General features: G+C 61.8%; 22 protein-coding genes. 14 read left to right on the top strand and 8 right to left on the bottom strand.

The features are described from left to right. Position 1: 1 nt before the first annotated feature. Together J2R99_RS15590 and J2R99_RS15585 are read right to left on the bottom strand one after the other, a co-directional pair. Positions 2 to 1,309 carry a dihydroorotase gene (locus tag J2R99_RS15590; RefSeq protein WP_307155312.1) on the bottom strand — a complete coding sequence of 436 codons (1,308 nt, stop codon included), beginning with the start codon at positions 1,307 to 1,309 and terminating at the stop codon, positions 2 to 4. 4 nt (positions 1,310 to 1,313) lie between these two features. Beyond that, positions 1,314 to 2,255: an aspartate carbamoyltransferase catalytic subunit gene (locus J2R99_RS15585; RefSeq protein WP_307155311.1), complete on the bottom strand. Its 942-nt coding sequence runs from the start codon at positions 2,253 to 2,255 to the stop codon at positions 1,314 to 1,316. A 163-nt stretch (positions 2,256 to 2,418) separates the two neighbouring features. Here J2R99_RS15585 and J2R99_RS15580 point away from each other — a divergent pair, with 163 nt between their 5' ends. After that, positions 2,419 to 4,074, top strand: a complete 1,656-nt coding sequence (locus J2R99_RS15580; RefSeq protein ID WP_307155310.1) for an isovaleryl-CoA dehydrogenase — start codon at positions 2,419 to 2,421, stop codon at positions 4,072 to 4,074. A gap of 3 nt (positions 4,075 to 4,077) precedes the next feature. Here the strand turns inward: J2R99_RS15580 and ruvX are convergent, their stop codons facing one another. Next, positions 4,078 to 4,560 carry a Holliday junction resolvase RuvX gene (ruvX, locus tag J2R99_RS15575; RefSeq protein WP_307155309.1) on the bottom strand — a complete coding sequence of 161 codons (483 nt, stop codon included), beginning with the start codon at positions 4,558 to 4,560 and terminating at the stop codon, positions 4,078 to 4,080. Positions 4,561 to 4,624: 64 nt separating this feature from the next. Between ruvX and parC the strand changes: the two genes are divergently transcribed. After that, on the top strand, positions 4,625 to 6,892 hold the full coding sequence (parC, locus tag J2R99_RS15570) for a DNA topoisomerase IV subunit A (protein ID WP_307155308.1): 2,268 nt from the start codon (positions 4,625 to 4,627) through the stop codon (positions 6,890 to 6,892). Between the two features lie 6 nt (positions 6,893 to 6,898). Here parC and J2R99_RS15565 read toward each other — a convergent pair whose 3' ends face one another. The 5 genes from J2R99_RS15565 to hemB all read right to left on the bottom strand — a co-directional run bounded on the left by J2R99_RS15565 (position 6,899) and on the right by hemB (position 12,111). After that, positions 6,899 to 7,870, bottom strand: a complete 972-nt coding sequence (locus J2R99_RS15565) for an endonuclease/exonuclease/phosphatase family protein (RefSeq protein ID WP_307155307.1) — start codon at positions 7,868 to 7,870, stop codon at positions 6,899 to 6,901. Then, the gene (locus J2R99_RS15560) at positions 7,864 to 8,610 is read right to left on the bottom strand and encodes an arginyltransferase (protein WP_307155306.1); all 747 of its coding nucleotides are present in this window, start codon (positions 8,608 to 8,610) and stop codon (positions 7,864 to 7,866) included. The genes J2R99_RS15565 and J2R99_RS15560 overlap by 7 nt, the downstream gene beginning before the upstream one ends. An 11-nt stretch (positions 8,611 to 8,621) precedes the next feature. Then, the gene (locus J2R99_RS15555) at positions 8,622 to 10,424 is read right to left on the bottom strand and encodes a sodium:proton antiporter (RefSeq protein WP_307155305.1); all 1,803 of its coding nucleotides are present in this window, start codon (positions 10,422 to 10,424) and stop codon (positions 8,622 to 8,624) included. Between the two features lie 92 nt (positions 10,425 to 10,516). Beyond that, entirely contained in the window at positions 10,517 to 11,008 is a 492-nt protein-coding gene (locus J2R99_RS15550; RefSeq protein ID WP_307155304.1) for an RDD family protein, read from the bottom strand. 71 nt (positions 11,009 to 11,079) lie between these two features. After that, positions 11,080 to 12,111, bottom strand: coding sequence for a porphobilinogen synthase (gene hemB, locus J2R99_RS15545; RefSeq protein ID WP_307155303.1), 1,032 nt, complete (start codon positions 12,109 to 12,111; stop codon positions 11,080 to 11,082). Between the two features lie 258 nt (positions 12,112 to 12,369). Between hemB and J2R99_RS15540 the strand changes: the two genes are divergently transcribed. The 12 genes from J2R99_RS15540 to nusB all read left to right on the top strand — a co-directional run bounded on the left by J2R99_RS15540 (position 12,370) and on the right by nusB (position 24,237). Next, a complete protein-coding gene (locus J2R99_RS15540; protein ID WP_307155302.1) occupies positions 12,370 to 13,467 on the top strand; it encodes an enoyl-CoA hydratase/isomerase family protein in 1,098 nt (365 codons plus the stop codon). Then, positions 13,464 to 13,871 carry a DUF6163 family protein gene (locus tag J2R99_RS15535; RefSeq protein WP_307155301.1) on the top strand — a complete coding sequence of 136 codons (408 nt, stop codon included), beginning with the start codon at positions 13,464 to 13,466 and terminating at the stop codon, positions 13,869 to 13,871. The genes J2R99_RS15540 and J2R99_RS15535 overlap by 4 nt, the downstream gene beginning before the upstream one ends. Before the next feature lie 289 nt (positions 13,872 to 14,160). Continuing rightward, a complete protein-coding gene (gene ldtR / locus J2R99_RS15530) occupies positions 14,161 to 14,676 on the top strand; it encodes a transcriptional regulator LdtR (protein ID WP_307155300.1) in 516 nt (171 codons plus the stop codon). A gap of 318 nt (positions 14,677 to 14,994) precedes the next feature. Further along, entirely contained in the window at positions 14,995 to 16,167 is a 1,173-nt protein-coding gene (locus J2R99_RS15525) for a L,D-transpeptidase family protein (RefSeq protein WP_307155299.1), read from the top strand. A gap of 141 nt (positions 16,168 to 16,308) precedes the next feature. Continuing rightward, entirely contained in the window at positions 16,309 to 17,223 is a 915-nt protein-coding gene (locus J2R99_RS15520; RefSeq protein ID WP_307155298.1) for a DMT family transporter, read from the top strand. A 141-nt stretch (positions 17,224 to 17,364) separates the two neighbouring features. Next, entirely contained in the window at positions 17,365 to 19,554 is a 2,190-nt protein-coding gene (locus J2R99_RS15515; RefSeq protein WP_307155297.1) for an esterase-like activity of phytase family protein, read from the top strand. Between the two features lie 189 nt (positions 19,555 to 19,743). Beyond that, positions 19,744 to 21,051 carry a serine hydroxymethyltransferase gene (gene glyA, locus J2R99_RS15510; RefSeq protein WP_307155296.1) on the top strand — a complete coding sequence of 436 codons (1,308 nt, stop codon included), beginning with the start codon at positions 19,744 to 19,746 and terminating at the stop codon, positions 21,049 to 21,051. A 10-nt stretch (positions 21,052 to 21,061) separates the two neighbouring features. Further along, entirely contained in the window at positions 21,062 to 21,586 is a 525-nt protein-coding gene (gene nrdR, locus J2R99_RS15505) for a transcriptional regulator NrdR (RefSeq protein ID WP_128294021.1), read from the top strand. After that, entirely contained in the window at positions 21,579 to 22,682 is a 1,104-nt protein-coding gene (gene ribD, locus J2R99_RS15500) for a bifunctional diaminohydroxyphosphoribosylaminopyrimidine deaminase/5-amino-6-(5-phosphoribosylamino)uracil reductase RibD (RefSeq protein ID WP_307155295.1), read from the top strand. Before nrdR ends, ribD begins: the two co-directional genes overlap by 8 nt. Further along, positions 22,683 to 23,282, top strand: a complete 600-nt coding sequence (locus tag J2R99_RS15495) for a riboflavin synthase (protein WP_307155294.1) — start codon at positions 22,683 to 22,685, stop codon at positions 23,280 to 23,282. Between the two features lie 18 nt (positions 23,283 to 23,300). Next, positions 23,301 to 23,753 (top strand): 6,7-dimethyl-8-ribityllumazine synthase, encoded by a 453-nt coding sequence (gene ribH, locus J2R99_RS15490; RefSeq protein WP_307155293.1) that lies wholly within the window; start codon positions 23,301 to 23,303, stop codon positions 23,751 to 23,753. Next, positions 23,740 to 24,237: a transcription antitermination factor NusB gene (nusB, locus tag J2R99_RS15485; RefSeq protein WP_307155292.1), complete on the top strand. Its 498-nt coding sequence runs from the start codon at positions 23,740 to 23,742 to the stop codon at positions 24,235 to 24,237. Before ribH ends, nusB begins: the two co-directional genes overlap by 14 nt. Position 24,238: the final 1 nt, after the last annotated feature.

Genomic DNA, 24,238 nt, shown 5'->3' with positions numbered 1-24,238 from the left:
CCTAATTTCGTTGCCCATCTCCATAAGGATAGACGGTTTTGCCGGCAACCAGTGTGCGAACCACCTGGCCGGTCAGCCGCGCCCCTTCGAAGCAGGTGTTCTTTGAACGCGAATGCAGGCTTTCTTCCTTCACGACCCATGGCTTGTCGAGGTCGATGATCGCGAGATCCGCCGGCGCACCTGGGCGAAGTGTCCCAACCGGCAGATCGAGAAGGCGTGCAGGCGTCGTCGCCATGGCTTCGATGAGACGCATCAGACTGACCTCGCCGCTATGGACCAGACGCAGCCCAACCGAGAGGAGGGTGTCCAGGCCCACAGCCCCGTCCGCGGCCTCGGCGAAAGGCTGCCGCTTTCCTTCCACGTCCTGCGGGTCGTGCGCCGAAACGATGACGTCGAGGGTTCCGTCGGCAAGCGCGGCCACGATCGCCTGCCGGTCGTCCTCGCTTCTGAGAGGCGGCGACATTTTGAAGAACGTTCTATAGGAGCCGATATCGCCCTCGTTCAAAGCGAGATGCGCGATCGCTGCTCCGGCTGTGACCCCGACGCCATTTTCTTTCGCCTGCCGCAGCACGGCAATGGAATCCGCGCAGGAAAGCTGGGCTGCGTGATAGCGCCCGCGCGTGAGCCTCGCCAGTCTCAGGTCCCGGTCGAGCATGATCGTTTCCGCTTCGCGCGGAATACCCGGAAGTCCGAGCCGCGTCGCGACTTCACCGGCATTCATGACGCCTGCGCGGGCGAGATCGGCGTCCTGGGTATGGTGGACGATGAGCGCTTCGAAGTCGCGCGCATAGGTGAGGGCGTTGCGCATCACCTGCGCGGAGCGCAGCGATTTTCGTCCCTCCGAGAAGGCGACGGCGCCCGCATCCTTAAGGAGGCCGAACTCCGAAAGTTCCTCGCCCTTGAGGCCCTTGCTGATCGCCGCCATCGGATGGACATGCACGAGCGCGTTGTGTGTGGCGCGTCTCAAGATAAAATCGACGAGTGCGGGATCGTCGATCACCGGATCCGTATCCGGCATGGTGACGATGGTGGTGACGCCGCCGGCAGCGGCCGCACGGCTCGCGGTCTCCAGCGTTTCCAGATGTTCAGCGCCGGGTTCACCCACGAAGACCCGCATATCGACGAGGCCCGGGATGATCGTCTTGCCGGTACAGTCGACGACCTCCCAGCCTTCGGGAACACCGTGGTTATGAGCTTCGGGACCCGCTGCGACGATGCGCCCGTCGGAGACGACGACGGCGCCCGGGCTGTCGAGACCGCGTGCGGGATCGACGATGCGGGCATTGGTAAGAAGAATTGGACGGGCCATTGGATCAGTGATTGGGCAGGTGTTGGGCAAGGGCTTCGAGGACGGCCATTCTGACGGCCACGCCCATCTCCACTTGTTCGCGGATCACGCTTTGCGGGCCATCGGCCACGAGAGGATCGATCTCCACGCCGCGGTTCATCGGGCCGGGATGCATGACCAACGCATCCGGCCGGGCGAGGGCGAGCTTCTCCTCGTCGAGCCCGTAATAGCGGAAATATTCTCGGATACTCGGGACGTAGGCGGCTGTCATGCGTTCGCGCTGGAGCCGCAACATCATGACGACATCGGCGTCCTTGAGGCCGGTCCGCATGTCGTTGAAGACTTCCGCGCCGTAGCATTCGATGTTGGACGGCAGCAGAGTGGATGGCGCAATCAGACGGATGCGGGCGCCCATTACCATGAGCAGAAGGATGTTCGATCGTGCGACGCGCGAATGTCGAATGTCGCCGCAGATCGCGACCGTCAGCCCGTCGAGGCGGCCTTTGTGACGGCGGATCGTCAAAGCATCGAGGAGCGCTTGCGTCGGATGCTCGTGGGCACCGTCACCAGCGTTGATCACCGAACATTCGACCTTCTGAGCCAGAAGCTCGACGGCGCCCGCCGCATGATGGCGGACGACCAGAATATCCGGCCGCATGGCATTCAAGGTCATCGCCGTGTCGATGAGGGTCTCGCCCTTCTTCACCGAGGAAGACGAGACGGCCATGTTCATGACATCGGCGCCGAGCCGTTTGCCTGCGAGCTCGAAACTCGATTGCGTTCGTGTCGACGCCTCGAAGAACAGGTTGATCTGCGTGCGTCCGCGCAGCGTCTGCTTCTTCTTTTCGATTTGGCGAGAGACGGCGATTTGCTCCTCAGCGAGATCTAAAAGAGAACCGATCTCGAGCGGAGACAGCCCTTCGATACCGAGAAGGTGCTGATGGGGGAAAGAGGAAACTGGGGTCATTAAAGGGGTGCCTATAGGCACAATCGCCCGGCACGGCAACATGAGAGCAAGCGCCCGCGGCGTTTTTCCCCTGCGTTTGCGGCTGGTGGACGGGTCTATGAGCGCCGCTTAAAGCCCTGCGGAAAAAGCTTTAATATTGTGCGGATTCGTGCAGGCTCACCCTATGACAGAGACAATGAATCCAGGCCGGGAAGCCACGCATGCGGTGTTCAATCAGACGCCGCCGCGCATCAATCTTGACCTGTTTCAGACGGACCCGCTCCTCGATTTGATGTGCGCCGGGTTCGCCGACCCGATCCGCGAAAATCTACAACAGAACGGCCGGTTCTGGGGAAGCGGCGAGGCCCGGGAATTCGCGCGGCTTGCCAATGGCGATCTGCCGGAACTGAAGCGTTACGATTCCTGGGGCCGGCGCATCAACGAGGTCGAATTCCATCCGGCCTATCATGCCTTGATGCGTCGCTCTGTCGCCTCGGGCCTGCATTGCTCGGTTTGGGAGCGGGGAGGCGAGGAAGAACCCGTCCGTCACCGGGCGCGCGCCGCCCGGCTCTATATGACCGCGCAGGCCGAGTGCGGCCATATTTGCCCGATGACGATGACGAATGCGTCGATCGCCACCTTGCGGCACAGCCCGGAGCTCTTGAGCGAATGGGGGCCGCGGCTCCTGTCGCGCACCTACGACCGTGCCTCGCGCAATCCTGCCGAAAAGCAGGGCGTGACGATCGGCATGGGAATGACGGAGAAGCAGGGTGGCACGGATGTGCGCCAGAATCGCACCCATGCCGAGCCGACGAACCAGGGTTTCCACCGCCTGACGGGCCATAAATGGTTCATGTCGGCGCCGATGTCGGACGCCTTCCTCGTCCTTGCACAGACAGAAAACGGGCTGAGCTGCTTCCTGATGCCGCGCTTTCTGCCGGACGGAACGGCAAATGCCATCCGCTTCGAGCGCCTAAAAGATAAGCTCGGCAATCGCTCCAACGCCTCGTCGGAGGCGGAATTCGACGGTGCACATGCCTGGATGGTGGGCGAAGAAGGCAAGGGCGTCCGCACCATCATCGAGATGGTGACCTATACCCGTCTCGATTGTGCCGTGGCTTCGACAGGGCTGATGCGGGCAGGGCTCGCCGAGGCCGTCCACCATTGCCGTCACCGCCATGTCTTCGGTTCCGAACTCATCGACAAACCCCTGATGCAGCGGGTCTTATGCGACCTGACCCTGGATCTTGCCGCCGCGGTCGCTCTGTCTTTCCGCCTGTCGGAGGCTTTCGATCTTGCTGCCGACAGGCCCGAAGAGGATGCCTTCGCGCGGCTCATGACGCCGGTCGCGAAATACTGGATCTGCAAATCGGCTCAGCCCTTCCTGGCCGAGACGATGGAATGCCTCGGCGGCAATGGCTATGTCGAGGAAAGCATCATGCCGCGCCTGGTGCGCGAGGCACCGGTCAACGCCATCTGGGAAGGCTCCGGGAACGTCATGGCGCTCGACGTCCTGCGCGTGCTCGGTCGTGATCCTCAGATCCTGGCGATGGTTCTGGAAAACTTCCGCCAGGAACTCGGCAACAATGGCCGTGCGGCCGTCGATGTTCTCGCTGCCGCGGCCGAGGTCGCCCTGGAGGATGAAGGAAGCGCGCGCGTGCTGACCGAGCAATTGGCATTGACTGCGGCAGCGGCCGCGCTGCGGCGCGATTTTCCGCCTGTCTTCGCCGATGCCTTTATCGAGACGCGCCTCGGGAGACCCTGGCGTTCGACTTACGGGATGCTCGATCGGCGCTTCAACATGCGCGCACTCCTGGATTACGCATTCCCGGAGCCGTGATCATCAGACCTGTTGGCGCCGAAACGTCGCCAGACGGTCGAGGACACCTTGCAGGATATAGGCGGCGGCCGCCGCATCGACTCGCTCGGCACGCTTGCGCCGTGACAGATCGGCTGCGATCATCGCCCTCTCGACCGCCATCGTCGACAGGCGCTCGTCCCACAAGGTGACCGGCAAGTCGGTGAGCGTCTTCAGATTTCGTAAGAAGGCGCGCGTCGCCTGACAGCGCGGCCCCTCGCTGCCGTCCATATTGACTGGCAGGCCGAGGACCAGGCCGCCGATTTTCTCCGCCGTGCAAAGTGACAGGAGGCTCGCCGCATCCTGTCCGAACTTGACGCGACGGATGGTCGTCACCGGGCTCGCAACGTTCTGACCTGGGTCAGAGACAGCGATTCCGATGGTCTTCGTCCCGAGGTCGAGACCTGCAAGCCGCGTTCCGATGGGGGCGGCGGTGGAAAACTCTTCGATTGTGAGGTCAGCAGCCATTCGATTCGCCTAGCACGGCCGGCGTGCATTGTCGCCGCTTCAAGAATTCGCCACATAGGGCGCCATGGGCAAAGAACTGATTCCGCCTCCAGGCGGAGGCGAGGGCGACGGGAACATCGTCCCCATCAATCTGCGTGAAGCGCTTGAAGAGCGTTATCTCGCCTACGCGCTTTCGACGATCATGAATCGGGCGCTGCCGGATGTGCGCGACGGGCTGAAGCCCGTTCATCGGCGCATCCTTCACGCCATGCGGCTGATGCGGCTTCTGCCGGGTTCGGGCTTCAAGAAGTCGGCGAAGGTCGTCGGCGAGGTGATGGGTAATTTTCACCCGCATGGCGACCAGGCGATCTACGACGCCATGGTTCGCCTCGCCCAAAGCTTCGCGGTTCGCTATCCGCTCGTCGACGGGCAGGGCAATTTCGGCAATGTCGACGGCGATAACGCGGCGGCCATGCGCTACACCGAGGCGCGGCTGACCGAAGTTGCGAACCTTCTGCTTGAAGGCATCGACGAGAATGCCGTCGATTTCCGCGCCACCTATGACGGCGAGGACGAAGAACCTATCGTTCTTCCGGGAGCCTTTCCGAACCTTTTGGCGAACGGCGCCTCCGGCATTGCCGTCGGCATGGCAACCAACATCCCCCCGCACAACGCGGCTGAGTTGTGCGACGCGGCTCTGCATCTCATCAAGCACCCGAATGCGAGCCCGGAGAAGCTGCTCGAATTCGTCCCGGGCCCGGATTTCCCGACCGGTGGCGTGATCGTCTCTCCAGCCTCTGATCGCCTCGAAGCCTATTCAACGGGGCGCGGCATGATGCGTGTGCGTGCGCGTTGGGAAAAAGAGGAAGGCAGCCGCGGCGCCTGGTCCGCGATCATCACCGAAATCCCCTATCAGGTGCAGAAGGGACGGCTGATCGAGCAGATCGCGAATCAGATCGAGGCACGCAAGCTGCCGCTCGTCGGCGATGTTCGCGATGAGAGCGCAGAGGATGTGCGCATCGTCATCGAGCCGAAGAGCCGCACTGTCGACCCAGACCTGATGATGGAATCGCTTTTCAAGCGAGCCGATCTCGAAGTGCGCTTCTCGCTCAACATGAACGTCATCTCGCAAGGCCGCGTGCCGAAGGTGATGTCGTTACGAGACGTGTTGAACGAATGGCTGCACCACCGGCGCGACGTGCTTCTGCGCCGTACCCGCCATCGTCTGGATAAGATCGCCCACCGTCTGGAGATTTTGGGCGGCTATCTGATCGCCTATCTCAATCTCGACGAGGTGATCCGCATCATCCGCGAAAGCGACGAGCCCAAGCCGGAGCTGATGCAGGCCTTCGATCTGACCGATGTCCAGGCGGAGGCGATACTCAATATGCGCCTGCGCGCCTTGAGAAAGCTCGAAGAGATCGAGATCCGCAAGGAGCACGAGGCTCTGACCGCCGAGCAGACAGATCTGACGGGCCTCCTTGAATCGGAAGAGCGGCAGTGGAAATGCGTCTCCTTCGAGATCTCCGCAGTGAAGAAGAAATTCGGTCCGGATACCGAGATTGGTCGCCGCCGCACGACGTTTGCCGATGCGCCGGAGATCGACGTCGAGGAGATCCAGCAGGCGATGATCGAGCGTGAGCCGATCACCGTCATTCTGTCTGAAAAGGGCTGGCTGCGGACGATGCGTGGCCATATGACCGACTTCTCGTCGCTGAGCTTCAAGGAAGGCGATCGCCTCAAGATCGCCTTCGCAGCGCATACGACCGACAAGATCTTGTTCTTCTCCACCGCCGGCAAGGCCTTCACCCTGGAGGCTGCCCGTTTACCCGGCGGCCGTGGCCAGGGCGAACCGGTGCGCCTCATGGTGGAGATGGACAAGGACAGCGACGTCCTTGCGGCCTTCGTGCACGACCCGCAGGTGAAGCGCCTGGTTGCGTCGTCTGCAGGCAACGGCTTCATCATTGCCGAAACTGATATGGTAGCAAATACCCGTAAGGGCCGGCAGATATTGAACGTCTCGGGGGCAGACGAGGCACGGATATGTGTTCCCGCCGCAGGAGATCATGTGGCCGTTATCGGAGAGAACCGGAAACTCCTGATTTTCCCGAGGGAGCAGCTGCCGGAAATGACGCGCGGCAAGGGCCTCAGGCTGCAGCGCTACAAGGATGGCGGCATTTCGGACGTGCGCGTCTTTGAAGGCGAACAGGGACTCTCCTGGAGCGATTCTGCCGGCCGTACGCATGCGCGCTCTTATGGCGATCTGTCTGAGTGGCTCGGTGAACGCGCGCAGGCGGGACGGATGGCCCCGCAGGGTTTTCCGAAGTCGAACCGCTTCAGCCCCGCCTCTTGAGGGCTCTCAGTTGACCAGTTTGAGGTCGGCGATCACCGGGTAATGGTCGGAGCCGAGATAGGGGCCCCGCCGCACATCGGTTGTGCGAATGGCTTTGCCGATGAAGATATGGTCGAGCGGCATGAAGGGGCCGAAGGCGCGAACCGTGTGACGGCCGCGAAAGACGGCCTTCTCGCTCGGCCAGGTTGGCATGGCACGCGTGATGCGCCGCAACGGGATCTCTGCGCCGAATCGCTGCAAGGCGAAGGACCAGGGCGTTGAATTGAAATCGCCGGCGAGGATCGTGTTAGGCCCCGCATCCTGCAGATCCTTCCTCATGGCCTCAAACTGCATCGTCTGGCCGCGCGCCGGTACCGGCCAGTCGAGATGCGTGCCCCAGACGGTGACGGGAATACCCTCCTTCTCAAACGTGACACTCATGAGCGAGACGTTGTTCTCCCGCGGCTCGCCGGCCGGAGGATCCCACACATAGGTCTTGGTGAACGGATGGCGGGCGAGGATCGCGACGTCGCAAAAATGCGCCGAGAAGCAATCGAGCCTGTAGGGCAGAAAGGGCGCAAGCTTCTCCAGAACATGCGCCGTATTGGGCCAGGCCTCGATCAAGACGAGGACGTCCGGGCGCTCCCGCTCGACCATCCGGGCGAGCCCCGCAGCGTCGACGCGTTTGTCGAGCATGTTGAAGCTGATCACTTTCAGAGGAACGCCGGCGGTCTCGGCTGCGATGCTTCCGAAATGCGCTTCGGGCAAGATCTCCGCGATCAGGAACCAGCCTTGGGCGACCGCGAGGAAGACGCCGAGTGCGAAGGCCAGCCTCAAGCGGGCAAAGAGGGCGAGTGCCGCGACAAGCGCGAACCCAGCAAAGAGAAAGGGCCGGAAGTGATTGATGCTGTCGAGAGACGGCCACCAATAGCCGCCAAAGCTGATCAGGCTCGCCAGCACCACACCGACGAGCCCCACCCACACGAGAATTCTCAGCAAAAGCGTTCCCAGCCTCGCATGGTCAGCCGTTCCTGCGGTCGGAAACGCGATTTGTACGCCATCTTTCGGGAACCCTCGACCCAATAGCCGAGATAGACATAGGGCTTTCCGAGCCGCTTGGCGCGCTCGATGTGATCGAGGATGATGAAGGTGCCGAGGGAGCGGTCTTTCTCCTCTGGATCGAAGAACGAATAGACCATCGAGAGCCCGTCGGCGAGCACGTCGGTCAGGGCGCAGGCGATGAGGTCGCCGTCGCCCCGTCGCCCGGTTGCACTGTCGGCAGTGCGGCGCCGGTATTCGACGAGTTTCGTCTCGACATGGCTGTCCTCGACCATGAGCGAATAATCGAGGACCGTCATCTGCAGCATCCCGCCACCGGAATGGCGCTCTTCGAGATAGCGGTAGAACAGCGCATACTGATCGGTGGTCGCAATGTTGTCGCGCCAGTCGGAGACGAGATCGCGGTTGCGCTGCGTGATTCGACGCATCGACCGGGTCGGCGAAAACAGGTCGGCGCAAACGCGAACCGAGACGCAAGCCGCGCAACGGTCGCAGGCCGGGCGATAGGCGATCGTCTGACTGCGTCGGAATCCGCCCTGGCTCAGAATGTCGTTCAAAGGAGCCGAGTGCGGACCTGCGAGCTGGGTGAAGACTTTGCGTTCCTGCCGACCGGGAAGGTAGGGGCAGGGGCCGGGGGCTGTGAGATAGAATTGCTGAGCTTCTGCGATCGGCCGCGTCATATGAACCTCACTCAGATGCCATAATACCACGGCGCAAACAGTGAAAACACAAGCCATGAAATGATGGTGAGTGGTCCGCCGGCCAAGAGAAAATCGACAAAGCGATAATTTCCGGGGCCCATGACGAGAAGATTTGTCTGGTAACCGATCGGCGTTGCGAAGGATGCGTTGGCGGCGAAGATCACCGCCATGATGAAAGGCAGGGGCGGAGCGCCGATCGCTGCAGCGGCCGACACTGCGATCGGCGTGAAAAGTACGGCCGTCGCGTTGTTCGACAAGACGTTGGTGAGGATTGCGATCAACGCGAACAGGGCCGAGAGGAGCAGGCGCGGCCCTCCGTGTTCGGTCACGGCCACGAGATGTTCGGCGAGAAACTGGGCGCCGCCTGTCCGCTCCAGTGCGGTTGCAAGGGCGATCGATGCGCCGATCAGCATAAAGATGCGACTGTCGAAGGCTCGCCGCGCCTGGCGGATGTTGAGACATCCGAAGGCGAGCATGAGAAGTGCCGCCCCGAGGGCTGCAATGGCGATGGGGACAAGCCCGGTCGCCGCGAGGACGATCAGCCCTGTGAAGATGAGGATCGAGCGAAGTGTATCCCTCCGCGCCGGCAGCGGCGCGAACGATTTTTCGAGCAGAAGCAGATCACGGCTGCCGCGCAGCCGATCGAAGGCGGCGTCCGTACCGGAAAGAAGCAGCACGTCGCCTTCTTCAAGCCGCACGTCGGAGAACGCCTGGCGGGACATGCGGCCGCGCCGCTCGACGGCGACGACACTGATGCCGCTCGTCTGCTCGATACCCGTCTCGGCCGGCGAGCGACCGATGATGCGGCCGCCGGGCGCTACGATTGCTTCGCCGACGGAATGTGTGCCGCCACCGGCGGTCTCGGTGCTGCGTTCGCCGCGCGCCGGCTTGATGATGCCGTGACGGGCGAGATCCTCGCGGATGCCGCTGAAAACCGCGAGATCGCCTGGCTGAAGCTCGATATCTTCAAAGGGAGGCAGATGGATGGTGCCGCCGCGCCGCACCAGCCGGACGGTGATGTCGCGAAGTCCCGGGAACAGGCCGGCAACCGAGCGCATGCCGACGAGCGGATGTCCCTCCGGCAGAACGATCTCGGTGATGAACTGCTTGCCGCTCGCAAACTTGACGGCTTCCTGAGGGCGTTTTCCGAAGAGCCGGGGAATGACGAAGAGGATGTAGGGAACCGCCACAGCGGCGATGGCAAGACCGGGAGCTGCAAGATCGAAGAGCCGAAGATTGATGCCGGCTTCGTGATGCGCCACCTGCGCCACGAGAAGATTGGTCGATGATCCGATCAGCGTGGTCGAACCGCCGATGATGGTCGCAAAATTCATCGCCATGAGAAGCTTCGCCGGTGAGATCCGCTGCTCTCGGGCGAGCGACATCAGCACCGGGATCATCATCACCACGACGGGCGTGTTGTTGAGGAAAGCCGAGAGAGCTCCGGCAAAGACGATGAGGAGCACGAACACGGCTGAGGGCGGCAGGCGGGTGTTGCGCGCAAGATGGCGGCTTGGGGCGTCGAGGGCGCCTGTCTGGAACAGGCCCTGTCCCACGACGATCAAGCTGAGCACGGCCACAAGCGCCGGGTTGGCGAAGCCCTGCAGCAGATCTTCAAACGATAAGGGGGACGAGAGGTCGAACGCTCCGGGAGCGACGACGAAGACCAGCGTCAAAAGAACGAGCGAGGCGAGCGCAGTAGTCTCGACCGCCAGCCGCTCGAGCGAAAAGCCAACGATGGTCAGTGCGATCACCCCGAAGGTGAGCCACATCTGCAAATCGGAAAAAGTCATGCCCGGCTCCGTCGGCAAAGTACCGGCGGAGTCAAGCCCCTACAATCCCAGATTGTTGCGGCGAAGGGCTTCGAGCATGGGCGCGGAGCGCATCAACGCCGGCTGTCATCCCTGCGGATGACCGTCGTTCCAAGAACGATGTCGTGGAGAAGCCTCTTGCGCGGAGAAAACAGCGAAACAAGCAGAACAAAGGGCGTCAGCACCGTCACCGAGAACCAGAAGAGGACAGCATGAACGAAGGCGAGCAGGCTGTACATGCGACCGCCGTCGAAGGTGCGCATCTCGATCCCCATTGCGCGCATTCCGGGCGTGGCCGATTCGGGACTGCCCAGGGTGAACATCGTGTAGAGGATCGGAACGACCGGCCAGATCAGTCCAAAAAGAAGCCAGCCGAGACCCAGCGTGAAGAGACCGAGAAAAGAAATCGCGACAAACGACACCGTCATCAGAACGACCATAATGACGGCATCGACCAGAAAGGCCGAAATGCGGCGTGTTCTGACGTTGTCGTAGAGTTCCGGATGCCGTGTGGGGTCAAGCATCCGCGTCTCGTCCAGGTCGATCACGTCGTGGATTGCAGTCATGGGCCTCTCCTTCGATCTTTGAGAAAGTGGGGAGGCCCATGCTCGGCTTCAAGTTCTGCTAGGCGCAGCTTTTAGAGGCTGGCGCGCAGGATCTCTGCGGCACGCGGGGCGAAATAGGTGAGAATGGAATCGGCGCCCGCCCGCTTGAACGAGACCAACTGCTCCATCATCGCCCGTTCGCCGTCGAGCCAGCCATTGGCTGCAGCCGCCTGGATCATCGAATACTCGCCGGACGTGTTGTAGGCGACCGTCGGCATCCCGAACGTGTCTTTCAGACGCCGGATGATGTCGAGATAGGGAAGCCCGGGCTTCACCATGATCATGTCGGCGCCCTCGGCGATGTCGAGTTCGGCCTCGCGCAAAGCCTCGTCCGAATTGGCGGGATCCATCTGGTAGGTCTTCTTGTCGCCCGACAGCATGGTTCCGGAGCCGACGGCGTCGCGGAACGGCCCATAGAAGGCCGAGGCGTATTTCGCCGTGTACGCAACGATCTGCACATGGCCATAACCGGCGGAATCCAGCGTCTCGCGGATGGCGCCGACGCGCCCGTCCATCATGTCGGACGGCGCGACGATGTCGCAACCGGCCTGAGCCTGCACGAGCGCCTGACGTGCAAGTACTGAGACGCTTTCGTCGTTGATGATCTCGCCTTCGCGCAGAAGCCCGTCATGCCCGTGGCTCGTGTAAGGATCGAGCGCGACGTCGGTCAAAAGGCCGACCTCGGGCACGGCCGCCTTTATCTCCCGACATGCCCGGCAGATGAGGTTGGAATCGTTGAGCGCTTCGCTGCCTTGATCGTCACGCTTTTCGGGGTGCGTGTTCGGGAAGAGTGCAAGTACCGGAATGCCGAGTTCTCTCGCACGCTCTGCGGCTTTGACCGCGAGATCGACCGAAAAGCGCTCCACGCCTGGCATCGAAGGGACTGTTTCGCGCTTGTTTTCGCCTTCGATGACGAAGATCGGCCAGATCAGATCGTCGAGTGTCAGACGGTTTTCGCGAATAAGACGCCGTGACCAGTCGGTGCGGCGATTGCGGCGCATGCGCCGCCGCCCCGTAATGCGATCGACATCGGGCAGCGCGTCACTGTGAAAGGACAAGTTCATAGAAACCCCCGGTTTCGTCGCTCCGACCATAGACCCGCGCAAACGCCGCGCCAAGGGAATGGCTCACCTGCAGAGCCGCGGCGTCATTGACGCTCGATCGGGCGCTGCATAAAGCTCCAGCATGAAATTTGACCTTTGCGGCGATCGGCTCCCGCTCGGGGCGGGAGTGCAGGGCGTAGAGCGCGACGAAATGGCGCTCCCTGCGCAGCTGCTCGCCGAAACGGGTCCGTCGCCTTCCGCCTCCACCAGGAAGAACGGATGCAACAGCAAATGGCTGCTGAGATGCTGAAAGCCGACGACGACATCCGTATCGAGAAACGTGGGCGGCTGGGTCTCATCAGTCTCGACCGCGGCCGTGCCCTGAATGCTCTCAACCTCGATATGGTGCAGGCCATGCTGAGCGCGCTGAGCGCATGGCGTGACGATGACGAAGTCGCGCATGTGGCCATCCGCTCGCTCGACGAGAAGGCATTTTCGGCTGGCGGCGATCTGCATCGTCTATGGGAAGCAGGGTTTTGGGCGAAGGTCGAAGGTGGGCCGCTGCCGTTGACGTTCTTTCAAGAGGAATACCGTCTCAACCACCTCATCAAAACCTATCCCAAACCGTACATCGCCTTGGTCGATGGGATCGTCATGGGCGGAGGTTTCGGCGTTTCGGTCCATGGAAGCGTGCGTCTTGCCGGTGAGAGGATCAACTTCGCCATGCCTGAGGTCGGCATAGGCTTCTTCCCTGATGTCGGTGCGACGCATTTCCTTCCTCAGATGCCGTATTCCGTGGGGACCTACCTCGCTCTGACGGGAAGTCGCATTGGCCGCGCGGATTGCCTCTGGAGCGGTATCGCCACGCATGCCGTGCCTGCACGCCGTTTCGACGCCCTGATCGAGGGTCTGGTGCGCGAAGACGATCACCGGCGAGTGGTTGAGGAATATGCGCAGGCCCCTGAAGAGGAACGATCTGCCCTGGCCGACGATGCCGAGCTGATCGAAGACACTTTCTCGGCCTCATCGATTGCCGAGATCCTGGCTCGCCTTGCGGCGAAGCCCGAATGGGAACGCGGCCAGAAGGCTTTGCAAGCAATCGGCCGAATGTCGCCCACAAGCCTTGCGATTGCGCTGTGTCAGATGCGGCTTGGCAGGCAGATGGATTTTGCCGAGGCGATGCGTCTGGAATACCGCATCGTCAATCGCATCCTTGCAGGAGAGGATTTTTACGAAGGGGTGCGCGCGCAGCTGATCGACAAGGATCATGCACCGCGCTGGTACCCCGCTGGCCTTGCCGATGTGAAAGAGACCGAGATCAACGCCTATCTTGCTCCGCTCGAAGAAGAGCTCGCTTTACCGGGAGATCGGGGATGAGTGACGCTGTCGATCTCCTTGACTACGACCCCAACCGCGGTCGCATGACACGCTACTATCTGCGTGTCGTCGCGTTCCTCCTGCTCTTTGCGGGCTTGATGAGGGCGGCCCAGATCATGGGTGTCGGCCTTGATACCGGTCACTTCCTGACGTTTGAACGACCGTGGCAGGCCGCCATGATCGTCCTTTGCATTCTCGACCTCCTTGCGGCTGTCGGCCTTTGGATCAACGCCGTGTGGGGCCCAGTCATCTGGGCTGTGGCCGCAATCACCGAGATAGCGATGTACACGCTGTTTCGGGATATCTACGGACAGCACCAGGAGAGAATCCTCGCGCACGCGGCCATGATGGGCCTCTACATCGCAGTTCTCCTGGGCGACCGACGCCGCCGCCGGGACGAGTAGCGAGGCGGCGGTGGCGCCACCGCGCGGCGGCAGATGAGACTGAAGAGACGGCGGCGTTCGCGCCCTTTACAAGGCCGGCGGCGTTCGCGCCCTTTACAAGGCCGGCGGCGGACCGCTCAGAAAGCGCCGAGCATCGGCGTTCGGCGGGCGTCGGCGTACGACAGCAAAAAATTTACCCTTTTCCCAGCAACATTTCATTCATGCTGACGCTTAAATCTCCATTTAAATTGGCTCTCTATCCTGCACAAGTAATGGGGAGAAGGCCGAAGAAAAATGACGGAGAGGCGTAATGTTGCTAGCAGAGCGGACAGCGCTTGCCTACGAGAGGGGCGAGTCTGAGCCGGAGGACATCAAGACACTCTATCTTGATGCTCTGACCTTGGTGGAGCGGCTGCATCGACGGCTGCTTGATGTCATCAAGGATGAATTTGATCGGATGGGCCGCTCCGACGTGAACAGCGTCCAAGCGCTTCTTCTGTTCAATATCGGAGATGCGGAACTGACAGCAGGCGAGTTGAGGACTCGCGGCTATTATCTCGGTTCCAATGTCTCCTACAATCTGAAGAAGCTAGTCGACGCCGGCTACATCTATCACGAGCGCTCACGTGTCGACCGTCGGTCGGTACGGGTCTCGCTGACGGAGAAGGGCAAGGAGGTCGCCGATGTGGTCGACCGCCTCTATGATCGCCATATCGGTTCGATCGAAAAGGTCGGGGGTGTTTCGGAGGACGACTTCAAGCACCTCAATAAGACCCTGCATCGGTTGGAGCGATTCTGGACTGATCAGATTCTCTACCGTCTCTGAGAGACCGACGTTGACATCTTTGCAACAGGGCCCGGCACGACCGGGCCCTTTTGTTTTCGATCACGGATTGGCCATAAATCCATGAAAGGTGGGCATTTGAGCGCTTCGAATGATTCACAGTGTTGATCGCTGGGTGCGATGCATTTGTGGAGTACGGGTCCTTGATGGTAATCCGTGCTCGAAGAGTGCGTTCGGGGGCGCATTCACCGGCATTTGTCTGACGAGAGGCACACCATTCCTATGACCGTTTTTTCGCTTCTGCGATCCTCCCTTTGCGCCGCGGCGCTTATGTTTCCGCTGGCCGCCCAGGCGCAGAACATGATGCCCGTCAATCAGTCGGAATGGAGCGAATCCTTTGATACGGGGCCTCGGACGGCGGCACCGGTGACCTCGACCGTCCCGATTCTCTCGCCTTACACCGTTCCCGCCATGGATCAGGCTATCGAATGGTATCAGGGCCTGGTTGATGCCGGCGGCTGGAATTCTGTGCCCTCAGAGCCGACGCTCAAAATCGGAATGCGCCACCCCAATGTCCTGGCGCTGCGTCAGCGTCTTATCGCTTCAGGTGATTTGCGGCAGACGGCTGGCTCCGATGCCTTCGATTCTTATGTGCAGTCGGCCGTCATGCGCTTTCAGGAGCGCCACGGCATTCCTGCCGATGGCGTCGTCGGTGCAGGCACTTTCAAGGCTCTCAACGTTCCGGCCGCGGTTCGCCTCAATCAATTGCGGGTCAATCGCGAGCGCATCGCCGCGATGAAGGATCCCGCCAACCGCTATGTGATGGTGAACGTCCCTGGCGCCCAGATCGAAGTGGTCGAGGACGGAAAGGTTGTCTCCAGGCACACCGCGGTGGTCGGCAAGGTGGACCGTCAGACGCCGCTTTTGTCCAGCAAGATCCATGAGATCAACTTCAATCCTTACTGGACGGTCCCGAACTCCATCATCCGCAAGGATCTGATCCCGAAGATGCAGAAGGATCCGGAGTATCTGACGCGCAACCGCATCCGCATTTTCACCCAGAAGGGCGAAGAGCTGCAGCCGAGCCAGGTGAACTGGCATTCGGACGAAGCCGTCAATTACATGTTCAAGCAGGACCCGGGCGATCAGAACTCGCTCGGTTCGGTGCGGATGAACTTCTACAACCCTTATTCGGTCTTCCTGCACGACACGCCGTCGAAAGGCCTTTTCGGCTCCGACTACCGCTTTGAATCGTCGGGTTGCGTGCGGGTGATGAATGTGCGCGAGCTCGTCGCCTGGATTTTGCGCGACAACGGTTATTCGCGCGCAACTGTCGACCAGACGATCCGCTCGGGCGAGCGTCTCGATGTGGATGTGGCCAATCCGCCGGCGCTCTACACGGTCTACTTTACGGCTTGGACGACTGGTGACGGCGTCGTGCACTTCCGCGACGACATCTACAATTTTGATGCTCCGGGCGAAGTCGCGCTCAATCAGCCGTCAGAATTGATCGGCTCCCCGCTGCCGCAATAAGCCTCGGCTCTATCGAATTTCCGACCCCGCGAGCGATCCTCGCGGGGTTTTTTGTGGATCTAGATGTGGCCGCCGCAGCGGGAGGCGTGCGTTGACCTGCCGCAGCTGTTCCCTTTACGTGTCCCCGAACGATCCAGGGGCATGATGACGGTACGAATCTCGCGGAAGCAGTCGGCTGCTGCCGACAATCTGGCCGCGGCGGCGGGCGTCATCTTGATGACGGATCTCGCATTGTCGCTCGGCGACGCGCTCATCAAGTTGACGAGCGGTACGATCGCCGTCTGGCAACTCTTCCTCCTGCGCTCGCTGATGGCGCTGCCGTTGCTCGTTCCTGCCGTCCTGGCGAGCTCGGGCGCGACGCTTCGGCCGCGGGCCCTGGCCTGGACGACGCTGCGCAGTCTGATGCTGGTCTTGATGTGGCTTGCCTATTACGCGGCGCTTCCGCATCTGCAGCTGTCTGTGGCCGCAGTCTCCTATTACACGCTGCCCGTCTTCATCACCTTGTTCTCCGCCTTGTTCGTTGGCGAACGTGTCGGGCCGATCGGCTGGATGGCGGTGGCGCTGGGACTAAGCGGCGTGCTTCTGATCCTGAGGCCGGACGCGGCAGCGTTCAACGCTTATGCTTTGCTGCCGCTTCTCTCGGCGGTCCTCTACGCCTTGGCGATGATTCTGACGCGCACGAAATGCCGCGAGGAACATCCGCTGACGTTGTCCCTCGCACTCAATCTCGCATTCGTGGTGGTCGGTCTCGGCGGTGTTGGTGTCTTCCAGGAGAACAGCGGGGAGGGAGGTTACCTCACCACCGGCTGGCTGCCGCTTGGTGCCGCTGAGATCGGCACGCTGGTCGTTCTCTCGGCTGCCATGATCATCGGCAGTCTGGGTGCTGCTTTTTCGTATCAGCGCGCGCCATCGAACGTCATCGGCACGCTCGATTTCTCCTATGTCGGTTTCGCCGCCATCTGGGGCCTTCTGTTGTTCCAGGAAGTTCCCTCGCTCATCACCCTCTGCGGCATGGCGCTCATCGTGGGGGCCGGCATTCTCGCACTTCGACGGTGATTGGAAACGGCGAGCTGCGGGACTGGCTTGGCGAGATCCGAGGCTCCGTGGGGCGTTTCTGTCATCGAAGCGTGATTTCCCGATCATAAGAGGTTTGAAGCCAAAACGGCTCGACGCCCATCCTGATTGATCGGAGATCCGATGCGCCTCTTCCTCTCCACCAGCGCGCTCGCCCTTGCCGCAGCCTGGAGCCTGCCGGCGGCGGCTCAGAACCCTGAAGTCTTCAACCGGATCGCAACCTTCCCCGTCGCGGCCAACATGCCGGCCGAGCGTGATGCCGCTTCACCCACCGTGGCGGAGATCATTGCTGCGACCGAGGACGGCGAGACGCTGGTCTACACGGATGCGGCCCAGGAGGCCGTCGGCATCATCGATATCGCCGACGCCCATGCACCGAAGCCCGGAGGCTTCGTGGCGCTTGCAGGCGAGCCCACTTCGGTTGCCGTGACATCCGGAAAGGCGCTCGTCGCCGTTGTGACCTCCGAAAGCTACGCAGAGCCTTCCGGCGAGATCGCAACGGTCGATATTTCGGGGAAATCCGTGGAAGCGACCTGTGCGCTTCCGGGTCAGCCAGATTCCGTTGCTCTGACGACGGACGCCACGAAGATTGCGGTGGTCATCGAGAACGAGCGCGATGAAGACCTGAATGAGGGCGCGATCCCGCAGGCGCCGACGGGCCTTCTCGTGACCTTCCCGGTCGATAAGGGCATGGTCGATTGCTCGGGGATGCAGAGGATCGATCTGACCGGGATCTCAGAGATCGCCCCGGACGACGCCGAACCGGAATTCGTCGACGTGAATGAGGCGGGGGAGGCCGTCGTGACGCTTCAGGAGAACAACGCGATCGCGATCGTCGATATGGCGACGGGTGACGTCAAAGGCGGCTTCTCGGCGGGCTCTGTCGATGTCGATGCAATCGATGTCGAAAAGGACGGCCGCATCTCACCGACAGGCAGCCTGAAGGGTGCGAAGCGCGAACCCGATGGCGTCCAATGGTTGGATGAAGATCGCTTCGTCACCGCCAATGAAGGCGATTACGAAGGTGGCTCGCGCGGCTTCACGATTTTCGAGAAGGGTGGCAGCGTTCTCTGGGATTCCGGCAATGCGCTCGAGCATCTGGCGATGCGCATCGGACATTATCCGGAAAAGCGCTCTGCCAAGAAAGGCACCGAGCCGGAGGCCATCGAAGTCGCGACCTTCGGCAATGACCGACTGATTTTTGTGGGCACGGAACGATCTTCGTTCGTCGCCGTCTACCGGGACACCGGCGCTGAGCCGCAATTTCTCCAGGTGCTGCCATCCGGGATCGGCCCGGAGGGCCTTCTCGCCATTCCCTCACGCAAGCTCGTTGTGACTGCCAACGAGGAGGATTTGGTCGAGGATGGCGGTGCTCGCGCCACGGTGATGATCTATGAGCAGAGCCGGGAAGCTGCCTCATATCCGATGATTGAAGCGGCTGAAGACGTCGGCGGCTGGGGAGCGCTTTCCGGCCTCACAGCGGATTCGGGCGTCGCCGGGAAGCTCTATGCTGTCTCCGACAGCTTCTATAAAGACGGCAAGATCTTCACGATCGACGCCACCGCGGCCCCTGCAAGGATCACCTCGGCAGTCACCGTCAGCAAAGACGGAAAGCCCGTTGAAAACCTCGACCTGGAAGGCATTGCCGCCCGCAGCGCCGGAGGTTTCTGGCTTGCTTCTGAGGGCAACCCTGAAAAAGGCAGAAACAACAGGATTCTACGTGTTTCTGTTAAAGGCGAGGTCGAGCAAGATATTGCGCTTCCCCAAGAGATATCGTCGAAGGCTTCGCGTTTCGGCCTGGAAGGCGTCACGGTTATCGGCGCCGGCGATGAGGAGACGGTCTGGCTTGCTGTCCAGCGGCCGTGGGGGGATGACGAGGAGGGCCTCGTGAAGCTCCTGTCCTACAAGCCCGCGACCGAGACCTGGGGCGTCGTGCACTATCCGCTTGAGCAGGCGGAAAAAGGCTGGGTCGGATTATCTGAAATCACGGCCGCGGGAGAGGGGCGCCTCCTCATGATAGAACGAGACAATCAGATCGGGGAAGCTGCCAGGATCAAACGGCTTTATGCGGTGTCGCATGAAGGAGTAACGCCGTCCGCGCCTGGCGACGAGGCGCCGATCGTCGAAAAGACGCTGGTGCACGATCTTCTGGAGGACCTCAAGTCGACGCACGGCTATGTCGTGGACAAGATCGAAGGCTTTGCGCTCGACAAGGACGGTGTCGCTTACATCGTGACCGACAATGATGGGGTCGACGATTCCAACGGTGAGACGATCTTCATGCGCCTCGAGGGCGCCGACCTCACCAACTGACGGCAGCAACACATTGCAGCACCGCATTTTGGATGGCCTCGCACATCCCGCGACGAGGCCGTCCATGCGTGGCATATACTCCGGGCCTCCGCGCTTTCCGTCCCCGGGCGATTGTGTTATCGCCGCCTTGCCGGCCTGCCGCGCATTCGTGGCGCATAACGGCCGATGCCAGTCAACGGATTTTCGCCCATGCAAGATGTCGCCCGGCCTGTGAGCGCCACGCCCTCTGATTTTTTTTCTGCCTCTCTGCGCGATGCCGATCCGGACGTCGCCGCAGCCGTCAAGGCCGAGCTCGGTCGTCAGCAGCACGAGATCGAGCTGATTGCGTCTGAAAACATCGTCTCGCGCGCCGTTCTGGAAGCGCAGGGCTCGGTTCTGACGAACAAATACGCCGAGGGTTACCCCGGCCGCCGCTATTACGGCGGTTGCCAGCATGTCGACGTTGTCGAGAACCTGGCGATCGAGCGGGTGACGAAGCTCTTCGGATGCAACTTTGCCAATGTGCAGCCGAATTCCGGCAGCCAGGCCAATCAAGCGGTTCTTCTGGCGCTCGCAAGCCCGGGCGACACAGTCATGGGCCTGAGCCTCGATGCCGGCGGGCATTTGACCCACGGAGCCAAGCCGAACCTTTCCGGCAAATGGTTCAACGCCGTGCAATATGGCGTCCGCAAGCAGGATGGCCGCATCGACGAAGACGTCGTGGCCGAACTTGCGCAGGAGCATCAGCCGAAGATCATCATCGCCGGCGGGTCGGCCTACAGCCGCGAGATCGACTTCAAGAGGTTCCGCGAGATCGCCGACAAGGTCGGCGCGTACTTCATGGTCGATATGGCGCATTTCGCCGGTCTCGTTGCGGGCGGTGTTCACCCAAGTCCGTTCCCGCATGCGCATGTCGTGACGTCCACGACGCATAAGACGCTGCGTGGGCCTCGTGGTGGTCTCGTTCTGACGAATGACGAGGCGATCGCCAAAAAAATCAATTCGGCCGTGTTCCCGGGCCTGCAGGGCGGGCCGCTGATGCATGTCATCGCGGCAAAGGCGGTCGCGTTCGGCGAGGCTCTTCACCCGCAGTTCAAAGAATACGCGAAGAACGTTGTCCAGAACGCGAAAATGCTTGCGGAAACGCTTCAGCGTGGTGGCTGCGATATCGTCTCCGGTGGCACCGATACGCACCTTCTTCTGGTCGATCTGCGCCCCAAAGGCCTGACCGGAAAAGTGGTGGAGACCGCACTCGGCCGCGCCAATATCACTTGCAACAAGAACGGCGTTCCCTTCGATCCGGAAAAGCCGACGGTCACGTCCGGCATTCGCCTCGGCACGCCGGCGGCGACCTCTCGGGGCTTCGGCACTTCGGAATTCCAAGAGGTTGGTGAGCTGATCGTGGAAGTCCTCGACGGGCTTGCCGCCAATGGCGAAGACGGCAATGAGGCTGTTGAGGCCTCGGTGCGCGAGCGCGTAGCGGCTCTGACCGATCGCTTCCCGATCTACAACGACTGAGCGAGGCGCCATGCGCTGTCCCTATTGCGGGGCCGACAATTCGCAGGTGAAGGATTCCCGGCCGACGGAGGACGGGAATGCCATCCGCAGACGGCGTGTCTGCGGCGATTGCGGCGGCCGCTTTACGACCTTTGAGCGCGTGCAATTGCGCGAGCTCACCGTCGTGAAAAAGTCCGGTCGTCGCGTGCCCTTCGATCGCGACAAGCTGATGCGTTCGGTCCAGGTCGCGGTGAGAAAACGCGACGTCGATCCAGATCGCGTTGAGCGCATGGTATCGGGGATCGTCCGACAGCTCGAATCGCGCGGTGAATCGGAAATTCCCTCAAGCGATATCGGCATTCTCCTCATGGAGGGTCTGCGCCGCCTCGATGACGTGGCCTATGTGCGTTTTGCCTCCGTCTATCGGGATTTCCGCGAAGCCAAAGACTTCGAGGAATTGCTGACGGAAATCAGCGGCGGCCGCCACGACGATCTCAACCGCGACATCAAGGAGCGTCTGGAGCTTCCCGAGCGTCCTTTCGACGACGATGTCTGAGGCCCAGCCTCTGGATCTCGACAGTCGCTTTCTTGCCGCCGCAATCCGGCTCGGTCGCTTGTCGCTTGGAGAGGCGGCGCCAAACCCCGCCGTGGGCGCCATCGCCGTAAAGGATGGCGCCATCGTCGGGCGCGGACGCACCGCGATCGGCGGTCGCCCGCATGCCGAGACGGCGGCACTTGCCGAAGCCGGCGACAGAGCGCGGGGAGGGACATTGTACGTGTCTCTGGAACCCTGCGCCCACCATGGCCGGACGCCGCCTTGCGCCGACGCGATCGTGGACGCGGGCATTGCCCGCGTGGTGATGCCGATCCGCGATCCCGATCAGAGGGTCGACGGCAAAGGTGTCGCAAAGCTCCGCGCGGCCGGCATCGAGGTGCGGGAAGGTCTTCTGGCGGAGGCGGCCGAAGAGGCCCATCAGGGGTATCTGATGCGGACCATCGAGGGCCGGCCGTATGTTCTCCTTAAGTTGGCGGTCTCGGCGGACGAAGGCATCGGCCTCAAGGGGAGCGGACAGATTGCCATCACGGGACCGCTCGCGCGACGCCACGTCCAGGCGCTGCGAAGCCGCGTCGATGCCATTCTCGTTGGTGCTGGAACCTTGAGGGCGGACGATCCGCTTCTGACCTGCAGGCTGCCGGGCCTGATGGCGCGATCGCCGGTTCGAGCGGTCCTGAGCCGGTCGGGCGTTTTGCCTGAGCACGCCAAAATGTTCGTCGCCGGTCCTGACACCTGGGTATTGAGCCCGCGCCCTCCCTCGCTCGTCATGCAAGAGCTGATGGAGGCACGCGACGGTGCGTTGCGGTGGCTTGTGCTGAACGGGGAGGGCGACAATGTCGGCGCGGCGCTCGCCCGCCTCGGCACGGCCGGCATCAACACCTTAATGGTCGAAGGCGGGGCGCAAACCGCCGCCGCGTTCCTCGAAGCCGGGCTCGTCGACGAGCTGCTCCTTTTTCGCAGCTCTGCTGACCTCGGCGGCGAACGTATTGCCGCTTTTGCCAACGGACCTGTTTCCGATATGATCGCCCCATTCCGTGCCGTCGAGCGGCGGCGTTTCGGACCCGATGATTTCATCCGCTACAAGCGAGCAGCCTAAATGTTCACAGGCATCATCACCGATGTCGGCGAAGTCCTGACCACTTCCGACCTTGCGGCCGGGCGCCGCTTCGAGATCGCCACAACCTACGATCCGGAAACGATCGCGATCGGTGCCTCGATTGCCTGCGCCGGCACCTGCTTGACGGTGATCGAGCTCGGCACGACCCAAGGCGGTGGCTGGTTTGCGGTCGAAGCCTCGACGGAGACTTTGGAACGCACCGCCCTTGGCAGCTGGCAGACGGGAACGCGGATCAATCTTGAACGCGCGCTGCGGGCCTCCGACGAGCTGGGTGGCCACATCGTGACCGGGCATATCGACGGAGTGGCCGAGATCATTGAGCGCGCGGACGAGGGCGACATGGCGAAGTTCACCTTCGCCGTTCCCGATGATCTCGCGCGCTTCATCGCCGAAAAAGGCTCTGTCGCCCTTGATGGCACGTCGCTCACCGTCAACACGGTGGAAGGCAACACGTTTACCATCATGCTCATTCCTCACACACTCCAGGCCACCACCTGGGGCGAAAAGAAAGTCGGCGATCACGTCAACCTTGAGATCGACCTCATGGCGCGCTACCTCGCCCGTCTTCAAAGCGCATAAGGCTTCGGCAAAACTCAGATGAGTCATTTTTTGTTGATTGAGGCGCGGTTCTACCGCGACCTCTCAGACGAGCTCGCCCGCGGAGCAATCGCGGAGCTGGAACGTCGTGGCGTCACCTACGACCGCATCGCCGTCCCGGGCGTGCTCGAAATTCCGGGCGCCCTTTCTATGGCCTTGATTGCGGCCGAAGAGGGAAACATAAGCGCCTATGACGGTTTCGTTCTCCTGGGCTGTGTGATCCGCGGAGAGACATCGCACTACGATATCGTTGCCGTAGAATCGGCACGCGCCGTGATGGATCTGGTTTCTGCCTACGGCCTCGCGCTCGGAAACGGCGTCTTGACCGTTGAAAACGGCGATCAGGCATGGGCCCGGGCCGGCGTTGATGGGAAGAACAAGGGCGCGGCTGCGGCTGCGGCGGCCTGTGAAATGGCCGAGTTGCGTGAAAGGTGGGGTCTTGCCGGAAAGTGAGCCAGCGATAGCGGCCAGAGGGGCCAATCAGCGCGGTGCCGCGCGGCTCGCAGCCGTGCAGGCGCTCTACCAGATGGACGTCGGGCGGGTGAGCCTGCCGCGGGTCGTTGCTGAGTTCGAAGCCTTCCGCCTCGGTCAGGAGCTGGAAGGCGAAACACTGCGCAGCGCCGATGCTGCATTCTTTCGTCTTCTTGTTGCGGGCGTCGTGGAAGAGCAGGAGGTCATCGATCCGCTTATCCATGCGACGTTGCCGCCCACCTGGCCTTTGGCGCGGCTGGACGTGACGCTGCGATCGCTCTTGCGCTGCGGCGTCTACGAGTTGAAGTCGCGTCGCGACGTGCCGGCCCGTGTCGTGATCAGCGAGTACCTCGATGTGGCCCATGCCTTCTTCGAAAAAGAAGAGCCGGGCCTCGTCAATGCGGTGCTCGACAAGGTGGCGCGGGATGTGAGGCCTGACGAATTCGGCAAAGCGGGTGCCGGCTAAA

This window comes from Rhodopseudomonas julia (assembly GCF_030813515.1).
Classification (GTDB): Bacteria; Pseudomonadota; Alphaproteobacteria; order Rhizobiales; family Afifellaceae; genus Afifella; species Afifella julia.
The sequence above is the reverse complement of the archived record's forward strand: the minus strand, read 5'-3'. Positions and strand labels throughout refer to the sequence as shown.

Excerpts from the sequence above, each read along its gene's own strand:
- J2R99_RS15520 (WP_307155298.1), top strand. The coding sequence starts at position 16,309 with ATGATGACGGTACGAATCTCGCGGAAGCAGTCGGCTGCTGCCGACAAT.
- J2R99_RS15550 (WP_307155304.1), bottom strand. The coding sequence starts at position 11,008 with ATGACTGCAATCCACGACGTGATCGACCTGGACGAGACGCGGATGCTT.
- glyA (WP_307155296.1), top strand. The coding sequence starts at position 19,744 with ATGCAAGATGTCGCCCGGCCTGTGAGCGCCACGCCCTCTGATTTTTTT.
- parC (WP_307155308.1), top strand. The coding sequence starts at position 4,625 with ATGGGCAAAGAACTGATTCCGCCTCCAGGCGGAGGCGAGGGCGACGGG.
- ribH (WP_307155293.1), top strand. The coding sequence starts at position 23,301 with ATGAGTCATTTTTTGTTGATTGAGGCGCGGTTCTACCGCGACCTCTCA.
- nrdR (WP_128294021.1), top strand. The coding sequence starts at position 21,062 with ATGCGCTGTCCCTATTGCGGGGCCGACAATTCGCAGGTGAAGGATTCC.
- J2R99_RS15555 (WP_307155305.1), bottom strand. The coding sequence starts at position 10,424 with ATGACTTTTTCCGATTTGCAGATGTGGCTCACCTTCGGGGTGATCGCA.
- J2R99_RS15535 (WP_307155301.1), top strand. The coding sequence starts at position 13,464 with ATGAGTGACGCTGTCGATCTCCTTGACTACGACCCCAACCGCGGTCGC.
- J2R99_RS15515 (WP_307155297.1), top strand. The coding sequence starts at position 17,365 with ATGCGCCTCTTCCTCTCCACCAGCGCGCTCGCCCTTGCCGCAGCCTGG.
- J2R99_RS15540 (WP_307155302.1), top strand. The coding sequence starts at position 12,370 with ATGCAACAGCAAATGGCTGCTGAGATGCTGAAAGCCGACGACGACATC.
- J2R99_RS15590 (WP_307155312.1), bottom strand. The coding sequence starts at position 1,309 with ATGGCCCGTCCAATTCTTCTTACCAATGCCCGCATCGTCGATCCCGCA.
- ribD (WP_307155295.1), top strand. The coding sequence starts at position 21,579 with ATGTCTGAGGCCCAGCCTCTGGATCTCGACAGTCGCTTTCTTGCCGCC.
- J2R99_RS15580 (WP_307155310.1), top strand. The coding sequence starts at position 2,419 with ATGACAGAGACAATGAATCCAGGCCGGGAAGCCACGCATGCGGTGTTC.
- J2R99_RS15585 (WP_307155311.1), bottom strand. The coding sequence starts at position 2,255 with ATGACCCCAGTTTCCTCTTTCCCCCATCAGCACCTTCTCGGTATCGAA.
- J2R99_RS15495 (WP_307155294.1), top strand. The coding sequence starts at position 22,683 with ATGTTCACAGGCATCATCACCGATGTCGGCGAAGTCCTGACCACTTCC.
- ruvX (WP_307155309.1), bottom strand. The coding sequence starts at position 4,560 with ATGGCTGCTGACCTCACAATCGAAGAGTTTTCCACCGCCGCCCCCATC.
- hemB (WP_307155303.1), bottom strand. The coding sequence starts at position 12,111 with ATGAACTTGTCCTTTCACAGTGACGCGCTGCCCGATGTCGATCGCATT.
- J2R99_RS15560 (WP_307155306.1), bottom strand. The coding sequence starts at position 8,610 with ATGACGCGGCCGATCGCAGAAGCTCAGCAATTCTATCTCACAGCCCCC.
- ldtR (WP_307155300.1), top strand. The coding sequence starts at position 14,161 with ATGTTGCTAGCAGAGCGGACAGCGCTTGCCTACGAGAGGGGCGAGTCT.
- J2R99_RS15525 (WP_307155299.1), top strand. The coding sequence starts at position 14,995 with ATGATGCCCGTCAATCAGTCGGAATGGAGCGAATCCTTTGATACGGGG.